This window comes from Streptococcus sp. DFI.7.26 (genome assembly GCF_022240605.1).
GTDB lineage: Bacteria > Bacillota > Bacilli > Lactobacillales > Streptococcaceae > Streptococcus > Streptococcus xiaochunlingii.
This window is the reverse complement of sequence record NZ_JAKOGN010000001.1, coordinates 40,058-65,842: the sequence shown is the minus strand read 5'-3', so window position 1 is coordinate 65,842 and position 25,785 is coordinate 40,058. Positions and strand designations below refer to the sequence as shown.

Genomic DNA, 25,785 nt, shown 5'->3' with positions numbered 1-25,785 from the left:
AAATTAAAAAATTAATTCGTAAGAATTATTCAATCATCTACTGAAACTTTCCACCGTGAGAAAAGTGCTAGAAACAATTGTGTTTCTAGCACTCGGGAGTTTTGGAACCTAGGGTCCAAAACTAAGTCATGGAACTTCTTCGAAGTTCGCTGACGTCCGTACTCACCTAAGGAAAGTTTTTTAGATGATTTTTTCTTTGTCTATCGTTTAGCCGATGATGCTTCCATTTGGAACAGATGGATCAACTGTTAAGACTGTTAATTGATCTCCGTGTTCAGCTGAAAGAATCATGCCTTGGCTGACGTATTTTTTCATCATCTTACGTGGTTTGAGGTTGGCCACGATTTGAAGTTTCTTGCCGACCAATTCTTGTTCATTTGGATAGAATTTCGCGATACCAGAGAGGATTTGACGGTCTTCGCCATCTCCTGCATCTAGGCGGAAGCGAAGCAATTTGTCTGATCCTTCGACGCGTTCCACTTCTTTGACTTCTGCTACACGGATTTCAACCTTGTCAAAGTCTTCAAACTTGATCTCGTCTTTTTCAGACTTGAGTTCTACTTCTTCTGGAATCCATTCCTTTTCTTGAGGTTTGCCTGCGTTCATTTGAGATTGGATGTAGGCAATTTCTTCTTCCATGTCGAGACGTGGGAAGATTGGAGTTCCTTTGGCCACCACTGTGACATTTTCAGGGAAGCCTGCTAAAGTCAAGTTTTCAAGATCGAAGTCCAAGCCCAAGCCAAGTTGTTCCATGATGGCATTTGAGGTGTTCATCATGAATGGTTGGATCAAATGAGCCACGACACGAAGGCCAGCAGCTAAGTGAGCCATGACCGCTGCCAATTGTTCCTTGTCGCCATCTTCTTTGGCGAGGACCCAAGGAGCAGTCTCATCGATGTACTTGTTGGTCCGAGAGATGATATTCCATACGGCTTCCAAAGCGCGTGGGTAATCAACCGCATTCATTTGCTTGTGGTATTCAGCGATATTTTCTTCAACTACCTTAGCCAAATCTGCATCAAATGCAGTGACATTTTCGACATAGGCTGGAACTTGCCCACCAAAGTATTTATTGATCATGGCTACAGTCCGGTTAAGGAGGTTTCCAAGGTCATTGGCCAATTCATAGTTGATGCGAGCCACGTAGTCTTCTGGTGTGAAGGTACCGTCTGAACCAACTGGCAAACTGCGCATGAGGTAGTAACGAAGTGGATCCAAGCCGAAGCGTTCCACCAACATTTCAGGGTAGATGACATTTCCTTTAGACTTAGACATCTTGCCGTCTTTCATGACAAACCAACCGTGGCCAATCAAACGTTCTGGCAATTTGATATCCAACATCATGAGAAGGATTGGCCAGTAGATGGAGTGGAAACGAAGGATGTCTTTTCCGACCATGTGGAAGACCGTTCCGTTCCAGAACTTATCAAAGTTTTCATGATCTTCTTGACCATATCCAAGAGCCGTCACATAGTTGAGAAGGGCATCAAACCAAACGTAGACAACGTGTCTAGGATTGGATGGAACCTGTACACCCCAAGTAAAGGTGGTCCGAGATACCGCCAAGTCTTCCAAACCTGGCTCAATGAAGTTTTTCAACATTTCATTGAGACGGCCATCTGGCGTGATGAAATCTGGTTGGGATTTGAAAAATTCAACCAAGCGGTCTTGGTATTTGCTGAGACGAAGGAAATAAGATTCTTCAGAAACCCATTCTACTTCGTGTCCTGATGGGGCTACCCCACCGATGACCTTGCCATTCTCATCACGGTATACCTCAGCCAATTGGCTTTCTGTAAAGAACTCTTCATCAGAGACTGAATACCAGCCAGAGTACTCACCTAGGTAGATGTCGTCTTGCGCCAGCAAGCGTTCAAAGACTTGGGCCACCACTTTTTCATGGTAATCGTCTGTCGTACGGATGAATTTATCATATGAGATATCGAGTAATTGCCAGAGTTCTTTCACTCCAACCGCCATCCCATCTACATAAGCTTGCGGCGTAATCCCAGCTTCTTCCGCTTTCTGCTGGATCTTTTGCCCGTGCTCATCGAGACCAGTCAGGTAGAAAACATCGTAGTTCATCATGCGTTTGTAACGCGCCAAGACGTCACAAGCGATCGTTGTATAAGCTGAACCAATATGCAATTTACCAGATGGGTAATAGATAGGGGTTGTGATGTAGAATGATTTTGTCATTTTCTTTTCCTTTCAAGGCTAATGAAACCTTATGTACTAACACCCCATTATATCATTTTTAGGAGGCCCTGAAAACCAAAAAACAGCTAGGATCTAAGGAAGGCAAGCAAAAAAGCTGACCGAAGTCAGCTTTCTATGATTGATAACGAATCCTGCTATCTTACTTTCCAAGATAGTATTCAGAAACTACGTTCAATTTTTCGTCAAATTCGAATACCAATGGTGGGAAGTTAGGGATTTCCACATCCATGATTTCGTCGTCTGACAAACCTTTGATGTGTTTCACAAGGGCACGGATTGAGTTACCGTGTGCTCCTACGAATACATTTTTACCATCTTTAAGAGCTGGAGCGATTTTATCTTCCCAGAATGGAAGGGCACGTTCCAAAGTTACTTTCAAGTTTTCAGCATCTGGAATTACTGAGTCGTCAAGTGAAGCGTAACGACGGTCAGTGTGTGCTGAGTGCTCATCATCGCGATCCATGTTTGGAGGCAATACATCGTATGAACGACGCCAGATGTGAACTTGCTCATCACCAAATTGTTCTGCAGCTTCAGCTTTGTTTTTACCAGTCAAACCACCGTAGTGACGTTCGTTCAAGCGCCATGATTTTTCAACTGGAACCCATAATTGGTCAGAAGCTTCAAGAGCCAAGTTAGTTGTTTTGATCGCACGTTTCAATACTGAAGTGTAAGCTTGGTCAAATTCGATACCAGCTTCTTTGATCAATTTACCAGCGTCGATCGCTTGTTGTGTACCTTTTTCAGACAAATCAACATCAGCCCAACCAGTGAAAAGGTTAGCTTTGTTCCATTCAGACTCACCGTGGCGAGCAAAAACCAATTTTACCATTAGATGGATCTCCTTTTATTTTCCGAGGTTACCCTCGTTTATCTATTCTATTCTACTAGATTTTGAGGGAAAAATCTAGTCTTAACAGAGCTAGATCGAAGATTTCGTGAAAATTTTATCAATTCTTTTTCATGGACATTTACAAGTCGCTCTCACCAGGTTCTAAATCCTGCCTCTTCCACCCTCTTTCCACAAACAAGACTAAACAAAAAAACCTCTAAAAAGAGGTTTGCCTACAATTGCTTCTGGCATTCCGGACAAAGGCCATAAACTGTGGTTTGGCACTTGGTAATGACGTAGCCACTTTTTTCTCTCGCTTCTGCTCTCACGTCTGGAACTTCGATATCAATATCATCAATCTTCCCACAAGACTCACAAATCAAATTCAAATGATCGTGTCCCATAAAGTCAAAGTAGGTCGTGGTATCATTACGAACTTTAATTTCAGAGACAAAACCTTCTTCAATGAGGACCTTGAGATTGTTATAAACGGTTGCCAGGCTCATATTGGGAAAGGCTGGTTTCAAGTCCTGATAGATGGCATCTGCACTTGGATGTTCCTGACTTTTGACAAGATAGGAAAGGACAGCCCGACGCGTCTCTGTAATCCGTACAGATTTTTTACGCAAGTGTTGCAATACATCTTCCACTTTTTCTTGTTGAACGGAATCGAGCGTTAAACAAGCTAGCATGGTCTTTCCCCTTTCTGTCTCTTCTTTAAAACTATTATATCACGAATACCACATTTTGCCTAATTAGAATGTTTGTAAATAAGAAAAAGTGCAGGATTAAATTAGCTCGAATCAAGCTCCTTTACTCCCACACTTTTTTATATCTAATCTTAACTTCCCCAACTAAAGATCCATCTCATAGTTCCTAGTAAAATTTTAACAAAGAGGAACATAAAGAAGAGTTCCACCATAAACCAGAGACCTTTCAATAGATAAATAATTGGCTTAATCATGAGCAGAACAAAGATTCCAACAATCCATCTCATGGTCCACCCTCCATTTCTCAATTTTTTCTATTATACTCCTATTTATAGGCCCTGTCTAGAAAGGACTCCAAAACAAAAAATCCCTTCTAGCAAGCTAGAAGGAACCTTTGTAATCACAATTATTTAACTGCGTCTTTAAGAGCTTTACCAGCTTTGAATGCTGGAACTTTAGAAGCAGCGATTTTGATTTCTTTACCAGTTTGTGGGTTGCGACCTTTACGAGCTGCACGTTCACGAACTTCGAAGTTACCGAAACCGATCAATTGAACTTTTTCACCTTTTGAAAGGTATTCTGAAACAGCTGCAAATACAGCATCAACTGCTGCTGCTGAGTCTTTTTTAGTCAATTCTGTAGCTTCTGCCACTTTTGCGATCAAATCTTGTTTGTTAGCCATTTAACAAATCCTCCAAATTTTTTTAGGTTTTACCCTTAACATCTCTATCATATCTAAAAAATGCTTTTAGGTCAAGTACTAAACTTGTTTTTATCAACATTTATCTAGGAATAAATTCCTTTACTGACGGGCTTCTATGCAAATCGGACAAGAACTGCCCAAGCATCTTCACCAGTGTGGGTTTGAATGATCGAACCTGTTTCTAAAACAGAGATTGGAGTTGCAACAAAAGGCTGTAATTGCGCCTTCATTTCGTTAGCAAAGTCAGGTCCACCAGCATAGGAAATTCCTATCTCAGCGATTTCTTTACCGGATAATTCTTGCATCAACTCGTCCAACCATTTTTTAAAGGTTTTCTGTCCGCGTCCTTTGACAATCGGTTGCAGTTCATCATTCTTCATTTCCATGACCACCCGAATATTCAAAAGGGAACTCAATAAACCAGTTACGCGTCCAATCCGGCCTCCTTTAACCAAGTTTTCCAGAGTAGAAACCCCAATGTAGAGTCTAGATTTTTGCTTGACCTCTTCAATGCGAGCTACAATTTCCTCTACGCTAGCTCCTTCTTGAGCCAGTTTCGCTGCTTCCACCACTTGGAACTTCATGGCTTGGTCCGTAAAGCTACTATCGATCACCGTGACATCTGCATTGGCTAAGGTAGCACCTTGACGTGCAGCTTCCACTGTACCAGATAAGGCATGGGACATATGGATCGCAATAATTTGCGCCCCTTCTTCCGCCAGACCTTCGAAGGCTTCCGCAAACACACCTACTGGAGGTTGACTGGTCTTTGGAAGGTTCTTACTGGACTTCATCAACTGAAGGAATTGTCCTTCTGTTAATTCCGCATCTGAATAGAGGACACCGTCCACCATGACGGAGAGGGGAACGATGGTAATTCCGTATTTTTCAACAACTTCAGGCTCAATCGTTACGGATGAGTCTGTAACAATTTTTACTTGTGACATAACATTCCTACAATCTTTTCTTAGATATATCCACTCTATTATATCAAATTTTCTAGGCTTTTGTGGGACAAAGTCCTATTTACTTACTCATCGATAGCTGCAAGTCCCTCATTTAGCAAAGCAACATCGGCCTTCATTCCACTTTCATCAAAGAGGATGCCATGGAGGACGCCACCATAAACAGCACCACCATCCATGCCAATCTTCCCATCTTCGGTCAGCCAGAGTTCCTTGGTTCCAATCTTTTGATCCAAGAGATAGTGAACCGGGGTATGGCCAAAAACAATGGTCTTTCCTGTCTGATTGGTCGCTTCATGGAAGGGCTGGCGAATCCAGACCATTTGGTAATCCGTCGTTTCGTGCCAATCAGGCAAGGTTAAGTCAAGGCCAGCATGCACAAAAATATAGTGTTCTGTTTCATAGACAAAAGGAAGCGAACGGATGAAAGCAACTAGGTCCTCACAAGTCTCTTGCACTAGCCGAGCATCCTCCACGCCATCTACTGGAGCTGTGAGGGGTCGACCAAGCAGAGAGTTAATCGTGGTATCACCACCATTTCGTCGGTAATGGTCGTAGCGTTCGATCGGATTATCAATCCAGGCTAAAAACATGTATTCGTGGTTCCCAGAAAGACAGATGGCCCCTTGCTGTTCGACAAAATCTTTGACCAGTTCGATCACTCTACGACTATCTTCTCCACGGTCTATCAGATCTCCGAGAAAAACCAACTGGGACTGACCATCCCAATGAGTCATCAGTTCCTCCAGCATACCTGCTTTTCCATGAATGTCTCCCACTACGAAATAGCTTCCCATATCAGTTCCTTTCTTTTTAGGACGGCCGTTTTAGCAATTGTTCTGCCTGCATGCGGGCTGCTTCTGTCACATCTTCACCAGCTAGCATCTTGGCTACTTCTTCGACCCGTTCTTCATGACTGAGCAAACGAACGGTCGAAACCGTTGAAAATTCATCACTTACTTTTTCGATAAAGAACTGGTAATCGGCTACTGCAATCACCTGAGGTAAATGAGAGATGGCTAGCACCTGTCCATAACGCCCAATCTTATAAATCTTCGAAGCAATGGCTTGAGCGACCCGACCAGATACCCCTGTATCCACCTCGTCAAAGACGATACTGGTCTTGCCTTCTTTGCGGGAAAAGGCTGACTTGATGGCCAACATGAGACGGGACAATTCTCCACCTGATGCTACTTTTACCAAAGACTTAAAGTCCTCCCCAGGGTTGGTCGAAATATAAAACTCAACCGTTTCGTTCCCTTCACGGTTAAATTTAGATGAAGTAAAACGCACTTGGAAACGGGCTTTTTCCATGTAGAGATCCGCTAGTTCCTGCTGGATCTCTGCTTCCAGCTGCTGGGCCAAGTCATGACGCCCTTGACTCAGTTCTTTAGCCAAGCCAACCAGCTGACCTTCCATGGACTTGAGTTCTTTCTCCAAGTCTTCAGAGGAGGTTCCCCCTCCTGTTAATAGGCTATATTCCTTGCTGATTTGCTCCAGATAATCAAGAACATCCTTTACCTGACCGCCGTACTTACGCGTGATTGAGTGGATCAGGTCTAGTCGAGCTTCCACCTGCATCAAGCGGTTACCATCAAAGTCCAAGCCATCTACCAGATCCTCCAAGCGCTTGGTCAAATCCTCCAGAGTATAGTAGGTCTCGGCCATTTGATCAGACAAGACCTTGTATTCTGCATCATACTCTTCGATGCTTTGCAGATCATTCATGGCCGACCGCACATTGCTAAGACTGGAAAAGTCTTCTGCATCCAGCATGGCATAAGCATTGCTTAGGGTATCCGCAATCATCTTATGATTGAGCAGGCGTTGCCGTTCTTGCTCTAACTGGACATCTTCATCCAGGGACAAGGCGGCCGCCTCGATTTCCGAAATTTGGTATTCCAGCATTTCGATGCGAGCTTGGTTTTCCTGGTTACTTTTTTGGATCTGCAAGACCTGCTTGCGCAAGGTTTTATAATTCTCAAAGGTCTCTCTATAGGCCTTCTTAGTCGCAAAAAAAGTATCCTCCCCAAAGCTATCCAGCATAGCGATATGCAATGGAGCCCGCATCAGTTCTTCCTGATCGTGCTGGCCATGAATATCCACCAAATGCTGGCCAACGGCCTTGAGAACGGAGAGGTTGACCATCTGCCCATTGATCCTGCTAACACTCCGACCATTCTGGAAAATTTCTCTGCGAATAATCAACTCCTCTGCCCATTCTAAGCCCTGCTCCTCAAATAACTGCTGAAGGGCAGGATTTTCGTCAATGGCAAAGAGGCCTTCAATCTCAGCCTTAGGAGCACCGTGACGGATGACATCGGTCGTCGCCCGGCTCCCCAGCATCATATTCATAGCATCGATAATGATGGATTTTCCTGCTCCAGTTTCACCGGTTAAAACCGTCATCCCTGTTTCAAAATTCAGAGCGATTTCTTCAATGATGGCAAAGTTCTTAATTGAAATTTCTAATAGCATCTCTCTCCTACCATTCCATCAATCGTTGTTCAATAAACTGAGCCTTTTCTTCCGAGCGGGCCACAATCAAAATACTATTGTCGTCTGAAATCATGCTAAAGATGATGTCATCAAAATCTTCTTGTAGATGCCGCTTGACTAGATAGGCTGTCCCTGGGACAAGCTTGAGGGTCAAAAAGCTCCCCATGCGTTCAAAGGATTGAAGATTATTTTCTGCTAATTTTCCACTATGTTGGACGCGTGGCAATTCATAGACATAGGCAGAACCTTTTAAAGGCGTTTTAATAATCCCCAACTCTTTAATATCGCGGGAAACAGTCGCTTGTGTCGCAGAAATTCCAGCTTCCCTCAGATGTTCGACAATGGCATCCTGAGTACCCACTTTATTTTCTCGGATAAAGCGGCGTATTTTTTCTAATCGGTTTTGTTTACTATTCATGTTTAAAGTCAGTGTGGGCTTTTTCTACAACCGCCGCAAACTCTTGCAGTTGAAGACGATCTTGCCCGGTATTTTTTTCTAAATAAAGTAAAAATTCAATATTGCCATGGCCCCCTTGGATCGGTGAATAATCCACTCCCAAGACGGAGAAGCCATGTTCTAACGCAAAGCCTTGAACCTGTTCCAGGACGGACAGATGGACCTTGGCATCCTTGATAATCCCATTTTTCCCAATCTGCTCTCGACCAGCTTCAAACTGGGGTTTGACAAGGGCGACCACCTGGCCTCCCTCTTGTAAAATCCCATGGAGGGCTGGCAAGATGAGGTTGAGGGAAATAAAACTAACATCAATGCTAGCAAAGCTTGGGGTTTGCTCAAAATCCTCAGACGTCGCATAGCGGAAGTTGAACTGCTCCATCGAGATGACACGAGGATCCTGACGAAGCTTCCATGCCAACTGATTGGTCCCTACATCCACTGCATAGACCAAGGCAGCCCCATTTTGGAGCATGACATCCGTAAAGCCTCCTGTCGAAGCCCCGATATCCAGTGTGACCTTATCCTGCAGATCAATCTCAAAAAGGTCCAAGGCCTTTTCTAACTTGAGACCACCACGACTGACATATTTGAGTTTTTCACCCTTGAGTTTTAATTCTGTCGCTTCGTCAATTTTTTCGCCTGGTTTATCGAAGCGCTCGCCATTATGGACCGCAACGACCAGACCAGCCATCACACCGCGTTTGGCCTGCTCCCGGGTTTCAAAAAGTCCCTGCTTGTAGGCCAGTACGTCAACTCTTTCCTTCGCCATGAATTCTAAGTCTTTCTATAATCTTTTTGATTCCAGTCCCGTCGAAGTCTACCTGCTGAGAGATGCGATTGAGCAAGTCCTCACAGGCATCTAGCTCCCGGTCCAAATAATCCTGAGCTCCATCTAGACCGAGGAGGGCAGGATAGGTCGATTTTTCAGCTTGCAGGTCCTTCTGAGGGGTTTTCCCTAAGGAGGCAAAATCAGCAGTCACATCCAAAATATCATCCCGAATCTGGAAGGCCAATCCTAAATGGAGGCCAATTTCCTCTAAGAGAGTCGCGATAGCTGGCTCAAGCTCTAAGAGGATCCCTGTTGCTTGGAATGGATAGGCGAGCAGTCGCCCCGTCTTATTGGCATGGATGACTTGCAACTGGTCCAAGGTCAGGCTCGCCCCTTCCCCTTCCATATCCAAGACTTGGCCTGCCACCATCCCAGCTGTCCCTGAAGCATCCGATAACAGAGCAATCAGTTGCACCCGGATAGAAGCTGGAAGGTCTGCCTCTGCCACACAGCCAAAGGCATCTAAGAAGAGCGAGTCTCCTGCTAAGATGGCTAGGTCTTCCCCAAACTTTTTATGGTTGGTCAATTGACCACGACGATAATCATCATTATCCATGGCTGGTAAATCATCATGAATCAAGCTTCCCGTATGAATCATTTCAAGAGCGGCTGCCACCTGAAAATGAGCTTCAAGGATGGGAGCATGAAAGGCTTCCAGCAACTCCAATAAGAGCAAAGGTCGAATCCGTTTCCCCCCTGCATGGACTGAATAGAGGATAGATTCTACCAAGCGGGGAGCGATTTGTTTAGCCTCGTAGAAACCTTCTATCGCTTTTTCAACCCCTTGCAGTTTTTCTTCTAGAATCATACTAGTTCCGTTTCTGAGCCATCTGCTTGCATCACCTTGACCAAGGTCTTTTCAGCCTGATCAAGTGTTTCTTGCAAGTCTTTTGATAGCTTCATTCCTTTCTGAAACTCTGAGATGGCCTCTTCGAGGGGCACTTGCCCACTTTCCAACTTTTGGACAATAGCTTCCAAATCAGCTAAATTTTCTTCAAATTTCTTTTCTTTCGACATGCTTTACCTCTACTTCTACTTGCCCATCCCGCATGACTAGCGTCAAGGCATCCTTTTCTTTGATTGTATCCACGCTATCCAAAACATGATCTCCAGCCTGTACCAAGGCGTAGCCTCTAGCCACAATGCGACTGGTATCCAACATCAAGAGAGCTTCCGATAGGCGCTTGGCATCTGCTGCTTTTGTCTGGTAGAGCTCCTTGACTTTCAAGGTCAGCAATCGCTCCATCTGGAGAATCTGGTCTCGATAACGCTCGAGCTGATGCTGTGGCGCTTGGGAAGCCAATCGATGGCGGAGTTCTTGTAACTGGCGGCTATTTCTGGTAACCGACTCTGACACAGCCTGTTTCAATCGCAACTGAATCTGATCCAGCTTTTGCAGGTAAGAATCGTACAGCCGCTCTGGCTGACGGAAGATGACCGATTGGCTTAGTTTTTTCAGGCGTTCTCGATGATAGACTAGGCGATTGCGCATAGCGGTTGCCATCCGCCCTTCCTGCTTCTGCAAATGATTGAGCAGGTCCAACTTGGTCACAGGCGTTGCCAACTCAGCCGCAGCTGTAGGAGTTGCTGCCCGGCGATCTGCGACAAAGTCTGCTAGAGTAGTATCTGTCTCATGCCCTACACTGGAAATAATGGGAATTCTAGACTCAAAAATAGCCCGCACAACTGGCTCTTCATTAAAGGCCCACAGGTCTTCGATGGAGCCACCACCACGACCGATGATCAAGACATCGAGGTCCGACCGATCATTGGCCTTTTGGATATTGGCGACAATTTCTTGGGCAGCTCCCTCTCCTTGTACCTTGGTTGGAAAAAGGAGAATCTCCACGCCCGGAAAGCGCCGCGAAACAGTCGTGATAATATCGCGAATAACGGCCCCACTCTGACTGGTAATAACCCCAATTTTCTTGGAGAACTGGGGGATAGCCTGTTTGAACTTCTCTTGAAAAAGGCCTTCTTCCTGGAGTTTCTTTTTCAACTGCTCAAACTGAATAGCTAGAGCACCGACGCCATCTGGCTCCGCCTTTTCGATGACAATGGAATAACTGCCACTTGGCTCATAGAGTTGGATCCGACCGATGACATTGATCTTCATGCCTTCTTCGAGCTCAAAGCCGAAACTCTTATAAATCCCAGCCCAGACAGTCGCCTGGATCACAGCTTTTTCATCCTTTAGAGAAAAATACTGGTGATTGGGACGCTTACGGAAATTCGAGACCTGACCCGTCAAATAGACCCGCTCTAGATAGGGGTCCTTATCAAATTTTAACTTGAGGTATTTGGTCAGACTGGATACCGATAAATACTCTGACATAGTTCCCCTTTCACACGGAAAATTCTAGTATAAATTATACCAAAAATAAGCGGAAAAATCTGATTCTACCTACGGAAAAAGCCTCAGATTTCATCATCTGAGACTTGATTTTTTATTGGCAGTTGGAAAGGCAAATTTCCCTCATCCATTTTGGAATTTCTTTACTAATCGCGGTCGGTAAAACCACGTAGGCATTCTTGCTCAAATCGTCTGCAATGCCCGAATGAAGGTGACTGGCAACTACCACGCGCTCATAGAGTCCAACTTGCGGAAATTGACCCGCAAAGCCCGCAATCATCCCTGCTAAAGTATCGCCCATACCACCCGTTGCTTGATAGGGGCCTCCAACCGATAGTTGGTAATAATCTGTCTGCCCTTGTTGCCAGATCTTAGTCTGAGGACCCTTTTGGACTAAAATACTTGCTGGAGGAAGTTGGGACAGAGACTGCCTTGTTGCTTCTTCCCCTTGATCTCCGATTGCTAGCCCGGACATGGCCTCCCATTCTTTTTGATGAGGAGTAAAGACCAGTTGAGCTGGAGGAAGAGAAAGTCCTAAGCGAGTATAGAGGCTAATGGCCCCACCATCTAGAATGAGCACTTGATGAGGTTGAACTCTTTCAAAAACAAGTTCTACAAGGTGTCCCCCTAGCTCATTGGCATTGAGTCCTGGTCCCAATAAAATGACGCCTACTTTTGCGATTTGCTCAGCCAATAATTCTTGGTCCGTCACAGCAAATGCCATGGCTTCAGGTAGCTGACTATGAAGGGAAGGGATATTCTCTCGGTCTGTCGCTACCGTGACAAGTCCTGCTCCACTATGAACCGCTGCGAGGGCTGCCATAATAATGGCTCCACCATAGGGATAGGTCCCTCCAATCAAGAGCAGACGCCCATAGTCTCCCTTATGACTAGAACGAGGACGCTCGATGATAACTTTTTTCAAAAGAGCTTGATCAATCTCTTTCATACACTACTCCTTCAACTTATCCTTACCATGTAGTACTTGATTAACCTTAGTATTCCAAGCCTGTAACCCTTCTCCCTCATAGTCTAGGTAAATCACTCTATCTTGTAATTGACAAGGAATCAAGCTTTCAAAACAAGACTTATCTTTTGAAGGAATAACACACAAATGAAGAAAGGTATCCAAATCTAAACTATCTCTTACCTTCGCAACATGATAGCCATCAAACATATAACCTGGTGCTTGAATTAATTCTTCATACAGAAAATGAAAACTAACGCCAGGAATGAACTTTTCTTGCAATTCCTCCTCAGACGGTGCCCGTCCTAACAAACGCTCCATAGCGAGTCGGTAACCCGAAGTCGTATTAGACCATCCGAACATGATATAGTCAAAATAGTCTGCTGGATCAGAAGCTGCATTACGACTATCTGTAACTAGCTCAGCCCCACTTTTACCAAATACTTTTACCGCCGACATGAGTTTTCCAGTCTGAAAAATAGCCTTAGCCACCTCAACTGTACAAGTATGACTACAATAATTTGAAGTAACCAACTTCCTCTGGATATCATAGGTAGAAGCTACAAGGCGATGACTTGGTCTGTACGGAGGAAAATAGCTATGCTCTTGCAAGTAATCATGAATTTGTATATTTAATTCATGATTCTCACATTCCACATTGGTCTGACGATGATGGTCGCGCTCATAAGCAATAAACTTTGCTAGCTTCTCCAATTCCCATTCTTTAATCTGAGGATAGCTTTCAAGGGCAAATTGATAAATTCCATCCCACTGGAGACTATAATCTGAATTACAAACTTTTACAATCATATAATCACCTCTACTTCATTATACTACAAAAAGATAGAATTAAACTTCAATTGACAAAACAGGGTTTATAATAAATAAAAAGGTCGAGAAATTACTATCTCAACCATTTTTCATCATAAACTTAATTTTTATCCAAACTACGCACTGCAGCCTGATAGGTCTGCTCCATCAGCATGGTAATGGTCATAGGACCAACGCCACCTGGAACCGGAGTGATGTGACTAGCCAGAGGAGCTACTTGTTCATAGTCGACGTCTCCACAGAGCTTCCCATTTTCGTCACGGTTCATTCCGACATCGATAACGACCGCTCCCTCTTTGACAAAGTCAGCTGTAACAAATTTGGCACGACCAATTGCCACCACTAAGATATCGGCTTTTCTAGCAATTTTAGCCAAATGATGAGTCCGCGAATGGGTCAAGGTCACCGTTGCATTTTTTGCTAGGAGAAGCTGGGCCATCGGTTTCCCAACGATGTTTGAACGGCCAATGACGACTGCATTTTTCCCTTCAACATCGATATCATATTCCCGGAACATTTCCATAATCCCTGCTGGTGTAGAGGGGACCATGATCGGATTTCCTGCCCAAAGATGTCCCATATTGAGAGGATGGAAGCCATCGACATCCTTAGCCGGATCAATGGCTAACAAAACTGCCTCATCGTCGATATGGGCTGGTAGAGGCAACTGAACCAAAATTCCATGCCAGAGTGGATCCTGATTGTAGCGGTCAATGAGGGCCAACAAGTCCTCTTGGGAAATGCTTTCTGGCACTCGAACCACTTCACTTCGAAATCCTGCTGCCAAAGCTGACCGTTCTTTATTGCGGACATAGACCTGGCTAGCTGGGTTTTCTCCTACCAAAATCACTACCAAGCCTGGGACCTGACCAGTCTCAGCCTTTAAGCGAGCGGTTTTTTCTGCTAATTCCCCCTGCAATTTTACTGCCAAGGCCTTCCCATCAATTACATGTGTCATCTCAATCTCTTTTCTATTCAATATCTTCTCTATTATATCAGATTTGTGAACCTGCTCCTAACACTTCTTGATTAGACAAGGTTATAAGAAGAAACTATAACTAATTTCTTCCAACAAAAAAGAGACTAGATGGTCTAGACTCTTGTTTGATACTTCTTAGTACAACAATTCGTAGATTTCCATTGCGATTAAGTCAATGCTATCGAATGTATAGGTCTCACGCGCTTCTACATCACGAAGAGTAAATACTGATCCATTTTCTTCATCATAGTTGTAAGCTACTTCAGCAACTACAACTCCTTCACGTTCAAAATTACGTTTTAAGTTTCCACCGTCTTTCATCATCGCTTCCAAACGGCTGATAATTCGTACCAAATGTGATTCCATTTTGATTCTCCTATTTACTTTCTACTCTCCTATTTTATCATAAAAGAAGGAGGAAATTCCAATAAAAATCAACTTTTCCGCTATTTTCCTCTTTATTCCATGCCTAAAACCGGACTTCATACTAAATTCTTGCAAACTTTTAGAATACTGCTATAATGAAACTATAAAAGTTTGACTATTTCTGACCAATAGTTTTTACACTTTTTACCCTAGAGAAAGAGGTAAGAGAATGCTTTGTCAAAACTGTAAAATCAATGATTCAACCATTCATCTTTATACGAACGTGAATGGCCACCAACAACAAGTAGACCTTTGCCAGAACTGCTATCAAATTATGAAAACGGATCCTAACAATAGTCTGCTCGCAGGATTAAACCAACAAAATCGAGGAGGACGGGATCCTTTTGAAGATTTCTTCAATCAACTAGGAAACTTCCAGGCTCCACAAGAACCCCAAACCCCTCCGACCCAATCTGGAGGAGGCTATGGTGGTGGAAACGGCTATGGTTCTAATGGAAACGGTCGTTCTTCAGGACCAAGCAGACCCCAAGCCAAACAACAACCAAAGGGCCTCCTAGAAGAGTTTGGAATTAACGTTACTGAAATTGCTCGTCGTGGGGATATCGATCCGGTCATTGGCCGTGACGATGAAATTCTTCGTGTCATTGAAATCCTCAACCGTCGAACAAAGAACAACCCTGTCCTGATTGGGGAACCCGGTGTCGGAAAAACAGCTGTCGTAGAAGGGCTAGCGCAAAAGATTGTCGATGGAGATGTTCCTCATAAATTGCAAGGCAAGGAAGTCATTCGCTTAGACGTTGTCAGCCTGGTTCAAGGAACTGGGATCCGAGGGCAATTTGAAGAGCGCATGCAACAATTGATGGAGGAAATCCGTCGCCGGGAAGATGTGATTTTGTTTATCGATGAGATCCATGAAATTGTCGGTGCTGGATCTGCTGGAGACGGCAATATGGATGCTGGAAATATCCTCAAACCAGCCCTCGCTCGTGGCGAATTGCAATTAGTCGGTGCGACGACACTCAACGAGTATCGTATTATCGAAAAAGATGCGGCACTTGAACGCCGGATGCAACCCGTTAAGGTCGACGAACCTACAGTGGAAGAAACCATCACTATCCTCAAAGGCATTCAAAAGAAATACGAGGACTACCACCACGTCCACTACACTGATGGTGCAATCGAGGCTGCGGCTCTCCTTTCCAATCGCTATATCCAAGACCGCTTCTTGCCAGACAAGGCCATTGACCTCTTGGACGAAGCCGGCTCTAAGATGAACTTGACCCTCAATTTTGTCGATCCCAAAGTCATCGACCAACGCTTAATTGAAGCCGAAAATCTCAAGGCTCAAGCGACGCGTGATGAAGACTTTGAAAAGGCAGCCTACTTCCGCGACCAAATCGCTAAGTACAAAGAAATGCAAGGGCAACAGGTCACTGATCAAGATACGCCAGTCATTAGCGAAAAGACCATCGAACACATCGTCGAGCAAAAGACCAATATTCCAGTTGGCGATTTGAAAGAAAAAGAACAATCCCAATTGATCAACTTGGCAGCTGACTTGAAGGCTCATGTCATCGGTCAAGATGAGGCTGTTGAAAAAATTGCTAAGGCCATCCGTCGAAACCGGGTAGGGCTTGGAACACCAAACCGTCCAATTGGTAGCTTCCTCTTTGTTGGACCAACTGGTGTCGGGAAGACCGAGTTGTCCAAGCAATTGGCCATCGAACTCTTTGGTTCTGCTGACAGTATGATTCGCTTTGATATGAGTGAGTATATGGAGAAACATGCCGTTGCCAAATTGGTCGGTGCACCTCCAGGCTACGTCGGCTATGAAGAAGCAGGCCAGCTGACTGAAAAGGTGCGTCGCAACCCTTACTCTCTCATCCTCTTGGATGAGGTCGAAAAGGCCCACCCAGATGTCATGCATATGTTCCTCCAAGTCTTAGACGATGGTCGCTTGACAGATGGGCAAGGTCGAACGGTGAGCTTCAAAGATACCATTATTATCATGACTTCCAATGCGGGAACTGGAAAAGCGGAGGCTAATGTCGGCTTTGGGGCGGCTCGTGAAGGTCGTACCAATTCTATCCTAGGTGAACTGGGGAACTTCTTCAGTCCAGAATTCATGAACCGCTTTGACGGCATCATTGAATTCAAAGCCTTGTCTAAGGAAAACCTCCTTCAAATCGTCACTCTCATGTTAGACGATGTCAACCAACGCTTAGCCCACAATGATATCCACCTGGATGTTACCGATAAGGTCAAGGAGAAACTGGTTGATTTGGGCTACGATCCGAAAATGGGGGCACGTCCTCTTCGTCGCACCATTCAAGACTATATCGAAGATGCCATTACAGATTACTACCTAGAAAATCCTAGTGAGAAAGATCTGAAGGCTGTCATGACCAGCAATGGGAAGATTTGCATCAAAGGAAAGAGCAAACCTGCGAACGAAGCAGAAAAAGTAACTGAATAATCGCAATCCACAGAGAGATTCCTAGTAGCTACCAGGAATCTCTCTTATTTTCATCTCCTACTGCTTTTTATGTCCATCTATGTTATAATGATAAAAAAATAAGAAGCGAGTATCATTATGACTGTTGCAACTTTTGGAACAAGAGAAGAAAATGTTGACTATGTCAATCGTTATGGAGTCTATGCGGTGATTCCAAATTCAGCAAAGGATAAAATCATCCTGGTCCAAGCTCCAAATGGGGCTTGGTTCCTACCAGGTGGTGAGATCGAGGCAGGAGAAGATCATTTCTTGGCACTCGAGCGCGAACTGATCGAAGAGCTGGGATTCACTGCGACCATCGGCGAGTATTATGGACAAGCAGATGAGTACTTCTACTCCAGTCACCGCGACACCCACTACTACAATCCTGCTTATATCTATGAAGTAACTGACTTTGTAGAAGCTCAAAAGCCACTAGAGGATTTCAATAACATTGCCTGGTTCCCCATTGACGAAGCCATTGAAAAGTTAAAAAGAGGAAGCCATAAATGGGGAATCAAAATGTGGAAATCTGCCCAAAAATTGTAAGCGACTTCTTTCACAAAATAAAAAAAAGTGCTATAATAAATGGAGAAAGAGCTTAGGAGGATCTCACATGAAGCTTATGAATACAACAAATAGTCATGCTAATTTGGTCAAAAGTCAATTAGAAAGTACCGATGCTACCCTTGTTGAGGTCTATTCAGCTGGTAACACCGATGTTATCTTTACCAAAGCTCCTACTCATTACGAATTGCTGATTAGTAACAAACACCGTGCCATTCGTGAAACAGAAGTTGAAAAAATTCGTGAGTTCTTTTTAAAACGCAAGATTGATCTCAAAATCATCGACCAATCTACTATTAAAACGCTCTACTCCGATAAACTGATCGAAATTTCTTTCCCAATAAAAAAGTAAGGCCATTCCGCCTTACTTTTTTATTGCCCTGACGATGGACACGATACATCATTCTAGCCACCAAAAAAGAAGTTCCATTATGGAACTTCTTTTGATATCTATTATTTTGCTTCAAAACCTTCTGCAACTGCGTCTGCAAAGTTCTCTTCAACGATGCTTGCACAGTGGTCACAGATGGTTGCATGGTAGTGGCGTTCTGCAGTTGTTGGGTCGATACGACGGCAACGGTCACAAACTTCACCAGTAGCCCGTTCAACTGTGAAGGCTACATCTTCAAAGGCTACTGCACCTTCTGGAGCTGGTCCTTCTGCGATAGTCAATTCAGAGACAATCAAGAGTTGTGCTACATTGCTATCAACAGCTCCAAGAAGAGTTTTCACCACTTCGTTTGGATAAACGGTCAAGTGAGCTTCAAGAGATTTACCAATCACTTTCTCGTTACGCGCTTCTTCCAAGGCTTTTTGAGCTTGGCCACGGAAGTCCATGAAGGCTGACCAGGTATCCAAGATTTCCTCTTGGTTGGCAAAAGTCTGAGCTTCTGGTAATTCTGACAATTGAACGAATTCTTCCGCTTCAAACTCAAGATAAGACCAGATTTCCTCTGCTGTGTGAGGAAGGATCGGTGTCAAGAGTTTGGTGATTTTCACAAGGATATCATAGAAGACTGTTTGCATTTGACGGCGTTCAAGTGACTTAGCTCCTTCGATGTAAACAACATCTTTAGCAAAGTCAAGGTAGAAGGCAGACAAATCAACGTTGATAAAGTTAACAAGTGCTTTATAGATTGTCAAGAATTCAAAGTCAGCATAAGCATCACGAATGGTCTTGACAAGCTGGTTAAAACGAATGGTCATGTACTTGTCAACGGAACGAAGTTCTTCGTAAGCTACTGCATCCTCAGCTGGGTTAAAGTCAGAAGTATTGGCGATCAAGAAACGAAGAGTGTTACGGATCTTACGGTAAGTCTCAGAAACTTGGCTTAAGATATCCATAGAGATACGCACATCGTTGCTTGAGTCAACACTGGTTACCCAAAGACGCAAGATTTCCGCACCAAATTGTTTTTCAACATCGCTTGGAGCAATGGTATTTCCAAGTGATTTAGACATCTTCTCACCTTTACCGTCAAGGGCAAAACCTTGTGACAAGATTTGTTTGTATGGTGCGACACCATGATTCGCCACAGATGTGATAAGAGATGAGTTGAACCAACCACGGTATTGGTCTGAACCTTCAAGGTAGAGATCAGCTGGGTATTTGAGTTCTGGACGGTTAACCACAACACCATTCCATGATGAACCAGAGTCGAACCATACATCCATGATGTCTGTTTCTTTCTTGAATTCACCATTTGGTGAACCAGGATGGGTAAATCCTTCTGGCAAGAGATCTTTAGCATCCCGTTCCCACCAGATGATGGAACCGTTCTCTTCAAAGAGTTGAGCTACATGTTCGATGGTTTCAGCCGTCATGATTGGTGTGCCATCTTCAGCGTAGAAGATTGGGAGTGGCACACCCCAAGCACGTTGACGAGAGATAACCCAGTCACCACGGTCACGGATCATGTTGTAAAGACGGACTTTCCCCCATTCTGAGTGAAACTTCACTTTTTCAATTTCATCTAGGATATCTTGACGGAATTTCGATACTGAGGCAAACCATTGTGGCACAGCACGCCAGATGATTGGTTTTTTCGTACGCCAGTCAAATGGGTAGGAGTGAGAGATTTCTTCTTGAGCAAGAAGAAGATTTCCAAGTTTTTCAATAACCGTTGGTACAACCTTGTCGTAGAATTGACCTTCGAATTCCTCACCCGCGTTGGCCATCATGATCCCGCGTTCGTTGACAGTTACAGCAACTTCGAGACCATTAGCAACACCGACATTGTAGTCATCTTCACCAAAACCAGGGGCTGTATGGACGATACCTGTACCGGAGTCTGTTGTAACGTGGTCACCAAGGATAACAAGTTCATCTACTGCAGTATCCCATGGGTGCTCTGTCACGATATGGTTCAATTCTTGACCACGGTAAGTCGACAAAACTTGAACATCCGCCCAACCAAATTTTTCAGATAAGCTGTTCAACAATTCAGCAGCAACCACAAACTTACGAGCTTCACCAGCAGGTTGAACCAAAACGTAATCAATATCCGCACCAACAGTCAAACCACGAGAAGCAGTGATAGTAAATGGAGTTGTTGTCCAAACAACGATATAAGTATCAGTGTCTAGGACACCTTTGCCATCTTTAACCTTGTTGGCATAATAAAGTGATGTTGATACCAAGTCATGGTATTCAATTTCCGCTTCAGCAAGCGCTGACTCAGAAGACCATGACCAGTAAACTGGCTTAGCTCCACGGTAGATATAGCCTTTGTTAGCCATTTCACCGAAGACACGGATTTGCGCCGCTTCATAATCAGGCGTCAAGGTCACATAAGGATTTTCCCAGTCACCTGAAACACCCAAGCGTTTAAAGTCTTCGCGTTGTTTATCTACTTGAGAAAGGGCGTAGTCGCGGCAAAGTTTCAAGTACTCAACCAAGTCCATTTCTTTGCGTTTGACACCTTGTTTAGCCAAGACTTGCTCGATTGGCAAACCGTGTGTATCCCAACCTGGGATGTACGGTGCATAAAAACCTGACATAGACTTAGAACGAACAATGATATCTTTTGAAATCTTGTTCATGGCATGTCCTACGTGGATATTTCCGTTGGCATACGGAGGGCCATCATGCAAGGTGAAATGTGGTTTTCCTTGGTTCAATTCTTGACGACGTTGGTAAAGCTTTGCTTCTTCCCATTCTTTTTGCCAAACTGGCTCTTTTGTAGGCAGACCAGCCCGCATCGGGAACTCTGTCTTCCCTAAATTCAGTGTTTCTTTGAGTTTCATGGTGTCTCCTCTAAAAAAATAATTCTACAAAATAAAAGACCACGACCTCGCCAAAAAGGACGACAAGTCGTGGTACCACCTTCATTCAAGAAAGAGAGTACTCTCTTTCTCCTCTTTTGTCGTTAACGCTGACCAGCGTTAGTGGTTACTCATTTCACCACTAAGATTCGTAAAAGGATCAACCTTAACAAAGGAAGTGCAAGTCTTCCACCATCACCTGCTCGCTAAAACTATTTGATAAGGTCACTGTTTTTACAGATTATAAGATTGAAACAGATTCACGTTGTCCTTCTCCTGGAGCATCGATATCATCAGCTTCAGGAGTTTCTAAGACAACATCAATAGAATCTTGATCTTCATGATTTTTTTCTGCTTCTTCCAATGCTTCTTTCACTTTTTCATTCAATCCTTGAAAAGCTTGAGTTGCACCTAACTCTAAGTTAGCTGCCTCAATACGTTTTTGCAATTCTTCAATTTCAGCTGAAGTAAATTGACGTGTCAAATCAATGTTAGCATCTTCTGAATGATGATGAACAGATTCACCCAAAGCTTTCTCAACAATTTCACGAAATGCTTCATCACTTGTTTGAATATACATAGCAGTTGGGCGAAGAATTTCATCCCATTCTGGTGTATCAATGATGCTCAATTGGCTTTCGATAGTTGATTTCAAACGTTGGTGGAAGACACGCGTCTTATTCTTCAATTCTTCCGTTTCTACGGCAACTTTCTTGGCATTGTCTGTAGCATGACGAAGAATTTCATTTGCTTTTGCTTTTGCTTCTTCAACTAAATGGTGAGCATCTTGCTCCGCTTGACGAACGATTGTTTCTGAGCGTTCATTTGCCGCATGTTTCACACGTTCTGCTGTATCTTGAGCGATCAATACTGATTGACTCAAAGAGTCTTTCATTTCGTCAAAGTAGTTCAAGCGCTCTTCCAACGCACTAATTTTTGTTTCCAATTCATGATTTTCACGAACTAATTTTTCATAGTCTCGGTAGACCATGTCTTGAAACTCTTCAACTTCTTTAGCATCGTAGCCTCTAAATTTTACATAAAAGCGTTTATCTTTGATTTCTAAAGCTGTAAGTGCCATAGTTCCTCCTTATTTTCTACTGGAAAATACTTCAACCGTTAATTTGTATTTTCCACTTTTTGATAGGCCATTTTCTGATAGTATTTTAAATCGGCCATACTTTCGAACACTAATTAAATCTGCTACTTGGATCATCCGGCTAGGATTATCAATAGTGGCATAGTTTACCTTTACCTGTCCCGACTGAACCAATTGAACAGCTACAGACCGAGCAAGTTTAAAGGTAGAAGCTACTAGTTTATCAAGTCGAACACTAGTAACCAATAGATCTTTGAGTTTGGACGGTTCGTCTACGGTGATCCGTTCTCGACAGTCAACCTCACGAATCTTGACAGATGCTTTTGCGATCTTCTTAAGATTCTCTTTAAAATAGGAGGAGAAACGTTCATCCACATAGATATGAATTTTCCCTTGTCCAACTAGAATATCACCAAAAGACTTTCTTTCTATGCCTAATTGATGGAGAAGCGAACCCAAAACTTGAGAGTGACTTAACCGATAAAACTTATCCGGATAAAGAACTTCTAACAGACTCATTTCAAAATCAGATGCCTCTAACTGATAGTAGCTGGGAGCAAGAATCACTCGTGCATATTCTGTAGGATAGATTTCTGCACTTGAAAACACCTGCAAACCGTGGTGGGCACCAATTTGTCGTAAAATATCAACCTGATGTGGATTTAAAAAGGAAGTCAGTTCAAAACTATACTGTTGCTCCACTCGAGCTACTAATTCTAGAACTCGATCTATAAAGACGTGGTCTTCTGGACTATAGTGTTGATAAAATCCCTTGGTCATATAAATTGCACCAAAAATTGAAGGACAAACCGTTCCACTACGGATAGAGCAAGTAAGGCAAACATGACTGTAAAGTCTAACCCACCAAATTGCAAAGGAATCTTTCTAAATAGGCTCAAAAATGGTTCGACGATCCGTTGAACCATTTTAGCTAAAGCCGATTCTGATGCATTTGGAAACCAACTAAGCAAAGCATAGATGATTAGTACTAGCTCAAAAACCTGAAAGAAATTTCTAACTAATTGTAGGACAAACATATTAACGATTTCGTTTCATATCAAAGTCGTACTCAGCAACTTCGACATCATTTGGAAGGCGAATATCTTCAATATTCACAACGACATTGATTGGTGTTAATAAGTACATAGTACTTGCAACACGACGTAGATTCCCGGCTAATACATAGCGAGCACCATCCAAATAATCCAAACATCTTCTTGCTTGAACTTCTGTCATGTATTGGAAATCGATAAGAATACTTTCGTTTGCCAACAACAAGTCAACAATTTCAGTTGCTTCTTCATATTTACGAGGGTAGCGTACATCAATTGTAATCTTTTCATCTGCAGCAGAACGATTTTTTGCCAACTCTTGTTGACGTTGATGAAGTCGAGTAATATTTTCAGAAGATGATTTTTGAGATGAAGCTGATTCAACCACTGCTGTAGAAGCTACTTGTGGACGACTAGCTGCAACAGGAGTAGGTTTCTGCTCCTTGGCAGCTACCACAGCTTTTTGACGTGGTTTTGATGATGGTTGTACTGGTTTAGGGGATGCTACAGGTTGGCTAGCACCGACTGCTTGAGCAGGCGCTTCTTGCACATCGTACTCATCTCCATCTTCAGTAAAATAATCAATCAATCGATCAAATCTATCTTTAAATGACATAATTCTTTCCTATTTGAAAAACGAGGTCCCAATTCGCACAAAAGTCGCACCGTTAGCAATCGCCACATCATAATCACGACTCATTCCCATGCTTAACTCTGTAAAGGGCATATTTTTCAACTGTTTCTTTTGTAATTCTTTTTGAAGTTGGTGAGTTGCTGCAAATATGGCTTGCAACTCGTCCTGACTTGCCTCAAAAGGAGCCATCGTCATTAAGCCAACAATCCGTAGGTTATCCAAGCCTTCTAGTTCAGGAAGAACCGCATCTAGCTCTTCAGGAGCAAATCCATGCTTGCTTTCCTCTCCAGAAATATTGACTTGTATAAAACATTTAATTGGGTGACTCGCCCTTTTTTGAATTTCTTGGGCAAGCTTCATAGAATCTAAAGCATGGAAGTAATCTACAAAATTGATAACTTCTTTTACTTTACGACGTTGGAGACTACCGATCAAATGCCAGGTCAGTCCCTCATCTTTTAGAGCTTGGTATTTTTCTAGAAATTTATCAACACGGTTTTCACCGATATGACAGACTCCTGTATCAACCAAAGCCTTAGCTTGGTCGATACCAACATACTTAGTAACAGCAATCACATTGACCTGATCCCTGCGGTTTGCTGTTTCCATTGCTTGTGCAACCTGCGAGAATATTCGCTCTTTATTTTCAATCAGATTCATTCTTAACGATTACGGAAAAATGGTGGTGTTTCCAACTCATCATCTTCTGAAGAAGAATCCACATAGCGTTCAACTTGACGACCAGCGCTAGTATCAGACTGACGTACAATGTTTTCACGACGAATGTCCCAATCTCCAAACGCAGATCCACGAGGTGTTTCTTGTTTGGCACGTGATTGAGGAGTAGGCATTTCGATCTCTTCCTTCAAATCGAAGTCACGATCAAACTGTGGATTTTGTGGACGTTGTTCACGTGGTCCAGTTTGATAGTAACGTGCTGAACTTGGTGCATGAGATGCAATTCCACTAACTCTTTCAACTTTGTCCTGACGAACACCAGTTGCGACAACAGTTACGCGGATTTCATCTTTCATTGATTCATCAATAGATGTACCAAGCCAAATGTTTACGCCATGACCAGCTGCTTGGTTAACAATTTCAGAAGCTTCTTCTGCTTCAATCAAGGTCATATCCAAACCACCAGTAACGTTGACGATCACGTCTTCAGCACCGTCAATGGTTGTTTCAAGGAGTGGTGAGTAGATAGCTTTACGAGCTGCTTCAATGACACGCTCTTCACCATTACCTACACCAATACCCATCAAGGCATTTCCTTTATTTTCCATAACAGTCTTCACGTCAGCGAAGTCAAGGTTAATCAAGCCTGGGCTTGTGATCAAGTCAGTGATCCCTTGAACCCCTTGGCGAAGGACATTATCTGCTTCACTCAATGCTTCAAGAAGTGGTGTTTTCTTATCTACAATTTCTAACAAGTTGTTGTTAGAAATAATCAACAAAGTATCCACATGCTCGCGAAGTTCATTGATTCCTTCGATTGCAAAGTTTCCGCGTTTAGTTCCTTCAAATCCAAAAGGACGTGTCACAACGGCTACTGTCAAAGCACCAACAGCTTTAGCAATACGAGCGATAACTGGTGCAGCACCTGTACCAGATCCTCCACCCATTCCTGCAGTGATAAAGACCATGTCTGCACCTTGCAAAGCTTCTGTCAATACTTCTTCACTTTCTTCTGCGGCTTTGCGACCAACCTCAGGTTGACCTCCAGCACCCAAACCACGAGTCAATTTAGGACCCAATTGGATAACTGTTTCTGCTTTTGCACTTGAAAGTGCTTGTACGTCTGTGTTTGCTGCGATGAATTCTACACCAGCAACTCCTTCGTCAATCATGCGGTTGATGGCATTGCCACCACCACCTCCGACACCGATTACTTTAATAACTGCGCCTTGTGTCGCTGCTGTGTCAAATGAAAATGTCATAAA

General features: G+C 43.5%; 27 protein-coding genes and 1 other annotated feature. Of the genes, 3 read left to right on the top strand and 24 right to left on the bottom strand.

Annotation, left to right across the window (positions count from 1 at the left end):
* Positions 1-207: 207 nt before the first annotated feature.
* The 17 genes from metG to L0M85_RS00275 all read right to left on the bottom strand — a co-directional run bounded on the left by metG (position 208) and on the right by L0M85_RS00275 (position 14,711).
* Positions 208-2,199 carry a methionine--tRNA ligase gene (metG, locus tag L0M85_RS00355; RefSeq protein WP_238656037.1) on the bottom strand — a complete coding sequence of 664 codons (1,992 nt, stop codon included), beginning with the start codon at positions 2,197-2,199 and terminating at the stop codon, positions 208-210.
* A gap of 160 nt (positions 2,200-2,359) precedes the next feature.
* On the bottom strand, positions 2,360-3,052 hold the full coding sequence (locus L0M85_RS00350) for a phosphoglycerate mutase (RefSeq protein ID WP_000240129.1): 693 nt from the start codon (positions 3,050-3,052) through the stop codon (positions 2,360-2,362).
* A gap of 233 nt (positions 3,053-3,285) precedes the next feature.
* Entirely contained in the window at positions 3,286-3,744 is a 459-nt protein-coding gene (locus tag L0M85_RS00345) for a Fur family transcriptional regulator (RefSeq protein WP_048687796.1), read from the bottom strand.
* Between the two features lie 149 nt (positions 3,745-3,893).
* A complete protein-coding gene (locus tag L0M85_RS00340) occupies positions 3,894-4,049 on the bottom strand; it encodes a hypothetical protein (RefSeq protein ID WP_192831476.1) in 156 nt (51 codons plus the stop codon).
* Between the two features lie 119 nt (positions 4,050-4,168).
* Complete coding sequence (locus tag L0M85_RS00335) at positions 4,169-4,444, bottom strand: HU family DNA-binding protein (RefSeq protein WP_006596762.1); 276 nt, start codon at positions 4,442-4,444, stop codon at positions 4,169-4,171.
* Positions 4,445-4,578: 134 nt separating this feature from the next.
* On the bottom strand, positions 4,579-5,412 hold the full coding sequence (locus tag L0M85_RS00330; protein ID WP_238656035.1) for a DegV family protein: 834 nt from the start codon (positions 5,410-5,412) through the stop codon (positions 4,579-4,581).
* An 83-nt stretch (positions 5,413-5,495) separates the two neighbouring features.
* Positions 5,496-6,227, bottom strand: coding sequence for a metallophosphoesterase (locus L0M85_RS00325; protein ID WP_238656033.1), 732 nt, complete (start codon positions 6,225-6,227; stop codon positions 5,496-5,498).
* A 16-nt stretch (positions 6,228-6,243) separates the two neighbouring features.
* Positions 6,244-7,908: a DNA repair protein RecN gene (gene recN / locus L0M85_RS00320; RefSeq protein WP_238656031.1), complete on the bottom strand. Its 1,665-nt coding sequence runs from the start codon at positions 7,906-7,908 to the stop codon at positions 6,244-6,246.
* 7 nt (positions 7,909-7,915) lie between these two features.
* Entirely contained in the window at positions 7,916-8,347 is a 432-nt protein-coding gene (locus L0M85_RS00315) for an arginine repressor (protein WP_048715457.1), read from the bottom strand.
* On the bottom strand, positions 8,340-9,155 hold the full coding sequence (locus L0M85_RS00310) for a TlyA family RNA methyltransferase (RefSeq protein ID WP_048687779.1): 816 nt from the start codon (positions 9,153-9,155) through the stop codon (positions 8,340-8,342). Before L0M85_RS00310 ends, L0M85_RS00315 begins: the two co-directional genes overlap by 8 nt.
* Positions 9,136-10,023, bottom strand: coding sequence for a polyprenyl synthetase family protein (locus L0M85_RS00305; protein WP_048789751.1), 888 nt, complete (start codon positions 10,021-10,023; stop codon positions 9,136-9,138). Before L0M85_RS00305 ends, L0M85_RS00310 begins: the two co-directional genes overlap by 20 nt.
* On the bottom strand, positions 10,020-10,232 hold the full coding sequence (locus tag L0M85_RS00300) for an exodeoxyribonuclease VII small subunit (protein ID WP_006596769.1): 213 nt from the start codon (positions 10,230-10,232) through the stop codon (positions 10,020-10,022). The genes L0M85_RS00305 and L0M85_RS00300 overlap by 4 nt, the downstream gene beginning before the upstream one ends.
* Positions 10,210-11,550 carry an exodeoxyribonuclease VII large subunit gene (gene xseA / locus L0M85_RS00295; protein WP_048789752.1) on the bottom strand — a complete coding sequence of 447 codons (1,341 nt, stop codon included), beginning with the start codon at positions 11,548-11,550 and terminating at the stop codon, positions 10,210-10,212. The genes L0M85_RS00300 and xseA overlap by 23 nt, the downstream gene beginning before the upstream one ends.
* A 112-nt stretch (positions 11,551-11,662) precedes the next feature.
* Entirely contained in the window at positions 11,663-12,517 is an 855-nt protein-coding gene (locus L0M85_RS00290; RefSeq protein WP_048789753.1) for an NAD(P)H-hydrate dehydratase, read from the bottom strand.
* A 3-nt stretch (positions 12,518-12,520) separates the two neighbouring features.
* Entirely contained in the window at positions 12,521-13,345 is an 825-nt protein-coding gene (locus L0M85_RS00285; protein WP_048789754.1) for a hypothetical protein, read from the bottom strand.
* 121 nt (positions 13,346-13,466) lie between these two features.
* Complete coding sequence (locus L0M85_RS00280; RefSeq protein ID WP_048789755.1) at positions 13,467-14,324, bottom strand: bifunctional methylenetetrahydrofolate dehydrogenase/methenyltetrahydrofolate cyclohydrolase; 858 nt, start codon at positions 14,322-14,324, stop codon at positions 13,467-13,469.
* Between the two features lie 156 nt (positions 14,325-14,480).
* A complete protein-coding gene (locus L0M85_RS00275) occupies positions 14,481-14,711 on the bottom strand; it encodes a DUF1797 family protein (protein WP_048789756.1) in 231 nt (76 codons plus the stop codon).
* 229 nt (positions 14,712-14,940) lie between these two features.
* Between L0M85_RS00275 and L0M85_RS00270 the strand changes: the two genes are divergently transcribed.
* The 3 genes from L0M85_RS00270 (at position 14,941) to L0M85_RS00260 (ending at position 18,145) form a co-directional block, all read left to right on the top strand.
* Positions 14,941-17,208 carry an ATP-dependent Clp protease ATP-binding subunit gene (locus L0M85_RS00270; RefSeq protein ID WP_238656029.1) on the top strand — a complete coding sequence of 756 codons (2,268 nt, stop codon included), beginning with the start codon at positions 14,941-14,943 and terminating at the stop codon, positions 17,206-17,208.
* A gap of 117 nt (positions 17,209-17,325) precedes the next feature.
* Positions 17,326-17,775, top strand: coding sequence for an NUDIX hydrolase (locus L0M85_RS00265; protein WP_238656027.1), 450 nt, complete (start codon positions 17,326-17,328; stop codon positions 17,773-17,775).
* A 67-nt stretch (positions 17,776-17,842) separates the two neighbouring features.
* Positions 17,843-18,145 carry a DUF1827 family protein gene (locus L0M85_RS00260; RefSeq protein WP_238656025.1) on the top strand — a complete coding sequence of 101 codons (303 nt, stop codon included), beginning with the start codon at positions 17,843-17,845 and terminating at the stop codon, positions 18,143-18,145.
* A gap of 101 nt (positions 18,146-18,246) precedes the next feature.
* Here L0M85_RS00260 and ileS read toward each other — a convergent pair whose 3' ends face one another.
* The 7 genes from ileS to ftsZ form a co-directional block, all read right to left on the bottom strand.
* Complete coding sequence (gene ileS, locus L0M85_RS00255; protein ID WP_238656023.1) at positions 18,247-21,039, bottom strand: isoleucine--tRNA ligase; 2,793 nt, start codon at positions 21,037-21,039, stop codon at positions 18,247-18,249.
* Positions 21,040-21,091: 52 nt separating this feature from the next.
* Positions 21,092-21,308: a binding site (T-box leader), on the bottom strand.
* Positions 21,299-22,138: a DivIVA domain-containing protein gene (locus tag L0M85_RS00250; protein ID WP_238656021.1), complete on the bottom strand. Its 840-nt coding sequence runs from the start codon at positions 22,136-22,138 to the stop codon at positions 21,299-21,301. Its footprint overlaps the feature before it by 10 nt.
* A gap of 9 nt (positions 22,139-22,147) precedes the next feature.
* The gene (locus L0M85_RS00245) at positions 22,148-22,936 is read right to left on the bottom strand and encodes a YlmH/Sll1252 family protein (RefSeq protein ID WP_238656019.1); all 789 of its coding nucleotides are present in this window, start codon (positions 22,934-22,936) and stop codon (positions 22,148-22,150) included.
* Positions 22,933-23,193, bottom strand: a complete 261-nt coding sequence (locus L0M85_RS00240) for a YggT family protein (RefSeq protein WP_006596781.1) — start codon at positions 23,191-23,193, stop codon at positions 22,933-22,935. The genes L0M85_RS00245 and L0M85_RS00240 overlap by 4 nt, the downstream gene beginning before the upstream one ends.
* Before the next feature lies 1 nt (position 23,194).
* Positions 23,195-23,824, bottom strand: a complete 630-nt coding sequence (locus L0M85_RS00235) for a cell division protein SepF (RefSeq protein WP_061563675.1) — start codon at positions 23,822-23,824, stop codon at positions 23,195-23,197.
* 9 nt (positions 23,825-23,833) lie between these two features.
* The gene (locus L0M85_RS00230; protein WP_238656017.1) at positions 23,834-24,502 is read right to left on the bottom strand and encodes a YggS family pyridoxal phosphate-dependent enzyme; all 669 of its coding nucleotides are present in this window, start codon (positions 24,500-24,502) and stop codon (positions 23,834-23,836) included.
* 2 nt (positions 24,503-24,504) lie between these two features.
* The gene (gene ftsZ, locus L0M85_RS00225; protein WP_048687753.1) at positions 24,505-25,782 is read right to left on the bottom strand and encodes a cell division protein FtsZ; all 1,278 of its coding nucleotides are present in this window, start codon (positions 25,780-25,782) and stop codon (positions 24,505-24,507) included.
* Positions 25,783-25,785 lie beyond the last annotated feature (3 nt).

What these genes read in the sequence shown, in the direction of transcription:
- metG (WP_238656037.1), bottom strand. Translation starts at nt 2,199, where the DNA reads ATGACAAAATCATTCTACATCACAACCCCTATCTATTACCCATCTGGT.
- ileS (WP_238656023.1), bottom strand. Translation starts at nt 21,039, where the DNA reads ATGAAACTCAAAGAAACACTGAATTTAGGGAAGACAGAGTTCCCGATG.
- L0M85_RS00245 (WP_238656019.1), bottom strand. Translation starts at nt 22,936, where the DNA reads ATGACCAAGGGATTTTATCAACACTATAGTCCAGAAGACCACGTCTTT.
- L0M85_RS00305 (WP_048789751.1), bottom strand. Translation starts at nt 10,023, where the DNA reads ATGATTCTAGAAGAAAAACTGCAAGGGGTTGAAAAAGCGATAGAAGGT.
- xseA (WP_048789752.1), bottom strand. Translation starts at nt 11,550, where the DNA reads ATGTCAGAGTATTTATCGGTATCCAGTCTGACCAAATACCTCAAGTTA.
- ftsZ (WP_048687753.1), bottom strand. Translation starts at nt 25,782, where the DNA reads ATGACATTTTCATTTGACACAGCAGCGACACAAGGCGCAGTTATTAAA.
- L0M85_RS00260 (WP_238656025.1), top strand. Translation starts at nt 17,843, where the DNA reads ATGAAGCTTATGAATACAACAAATAGTCATGCTAATTTGGTCAAAAGT.
- recN (WP_238656031.1), bottom strand. Translation starts at nt 7,908, where the DNA reads ATGCTATTAGAAATTTCAATTAAGAACTTTGCCATCATTGAAGAAATC.
- L0M85_RS00325 (WP_238656033.1), bottom strand. Translation starts at nt 6,227, where the DNA reads ATGGGAAGCTATTTCGTAGTGGGAGACATTCATGGAAAAGCAGGTATG.
- L0M85_RS00300 (WP_006596769.1), bottom strand. Translation starts at nt 10,232, where the DNA reads ATGTCGAAAGAAAAGAAATTTGAAGAAAATTTAGCTGATTTGGAAGCT.
- L0M85_RS00275 (WP_048789756.1), bottom strand. Translation starts at nt 14,711, where the DNA reads ATGGAATCACATTTGGTACGAATTATCAGCCGTTTGGAAGCGATGATG.
- L0M85_RS00270 (WP_238656029.1), top strand. Translation starts at nt 14,941, where the DNA reads ATGCTTTGTCAAAACTGTAAAATCAATGATTCAACCATTCATCTTTAT.
- L0M85_RS00315 (WP_048715457.1), bottom strand. Translation starts at nt 8,347, where the DNA reads ATGAATAGTAAACAAAACCGATTAGAAAAAATACGCCGCTTTATCCGA.
- L0M85_RS00345 (WP_048687796.1), bottom strand. Translation starts at nt 3,744, where the DNA reads ATGCTAGCTTGTTTAACGCTCGATTCCGTTCAACAAGAAAAAGTGGAA.
- L0M85_RS00290 (WP_048789753.1), bottom strand. Translation starts at nt 12,517, where the DNA reads ATGAAAGAGATTGATCAAGCTCTTTTGAAAAAAGTTATCATCGAGCGT.
- L0M85_RS00310 (WP_048687779.1), bottom strand. Translation starts at nt 9,155, where the DNA reads ATGGCGAAGGAAAGAGTTGACGTACTGGCCTACAAGCAGGGACTTTTT.
- L0M85_RS00350 (WP_000240129.1), bottom strand. Translation starts at nt 3,052, where the DNA reads ATGGTAAAATTGGTTTTTGCTCGCCACGGTGAGTCTGAATGGAACAAA.
- L0M85_RS00335 (WP_006596762.1), bottom strand. Translation starts at nt 4,444, where the DNA reads ATGGCTAACAAACAAGATTTGATCGCAAAAGTGGCAGAAGCTACAGAA.
- L0M85_RS00265 (WP_238656027.1), top strand. Translation starts at nt 17,326, where the DNA reads ATGACTGTTGCAACTTTTGGAACAAGAGAAGAAAATGTTGACTATGTC.
- L0M85_RS00250 (WP_238656021.1), bottom strand. Translation starts at nt 22,138, where the DNA reads ATGGCACTTACAGCTTTAGAAATCAAAGATAAACGCTTTTATGTAAAA.
- L0M85_RS00340 (WP_192831476.1), bottom strand. Translation starts at nt 4,049, where the DNA reads ATGAGATGGATTGTTGGAATCTTTGTTCTGCTCATGATTAAGCCAATT.
- L0M85_RS00285 (WP_048789754.1), bottom strand. Translation starts at nt 13,345, where the DNA reads ATGATTGTAAAAGTTTGTAATTCAGATTATAGTCTCCAGTGGGATGGA.
- L0M85_RS00240 (WP_006596781.1), bottom strand. Translation starts at nt 23,193, where the DNA reads ATGTTTGTCCTACAATTAGTTAGAAATTTCTTTCAGGTTTTTGAGCTA.
- L0M85_RS00280 (WP_048789755.1), bottom strand. Translation starts at nt 14,324, where the DNA reads ATGACACATGTAATTGATGGGAAGGCCTTGGCAGTAAAATTGCAGGGG.
- L0M85_RS00235 (WP_061563675.1), bottom strand. Translation starts at nt 23,824, where the DNA reads ATGTCATTTAAAGATAGATTTGATCGATTGATTGATTATTTTACTGAA.
- L0M85_RS00330 (WP_238656035.1), bottom strand. Translation starts at nt 5,412, where the DNA reads ATGTCACAAGTAAAAATTGTTACAGACTCATCCGTAACGATTGAGCCT.
- L0M85_RS00230 (WP_238656017.1), bottom strand. Translation starts at nt 24,502, where the DNA reads ATGAATCTGATTGAAAATAAAGAGCGAATATTCTCGCAGGTTGCACAA.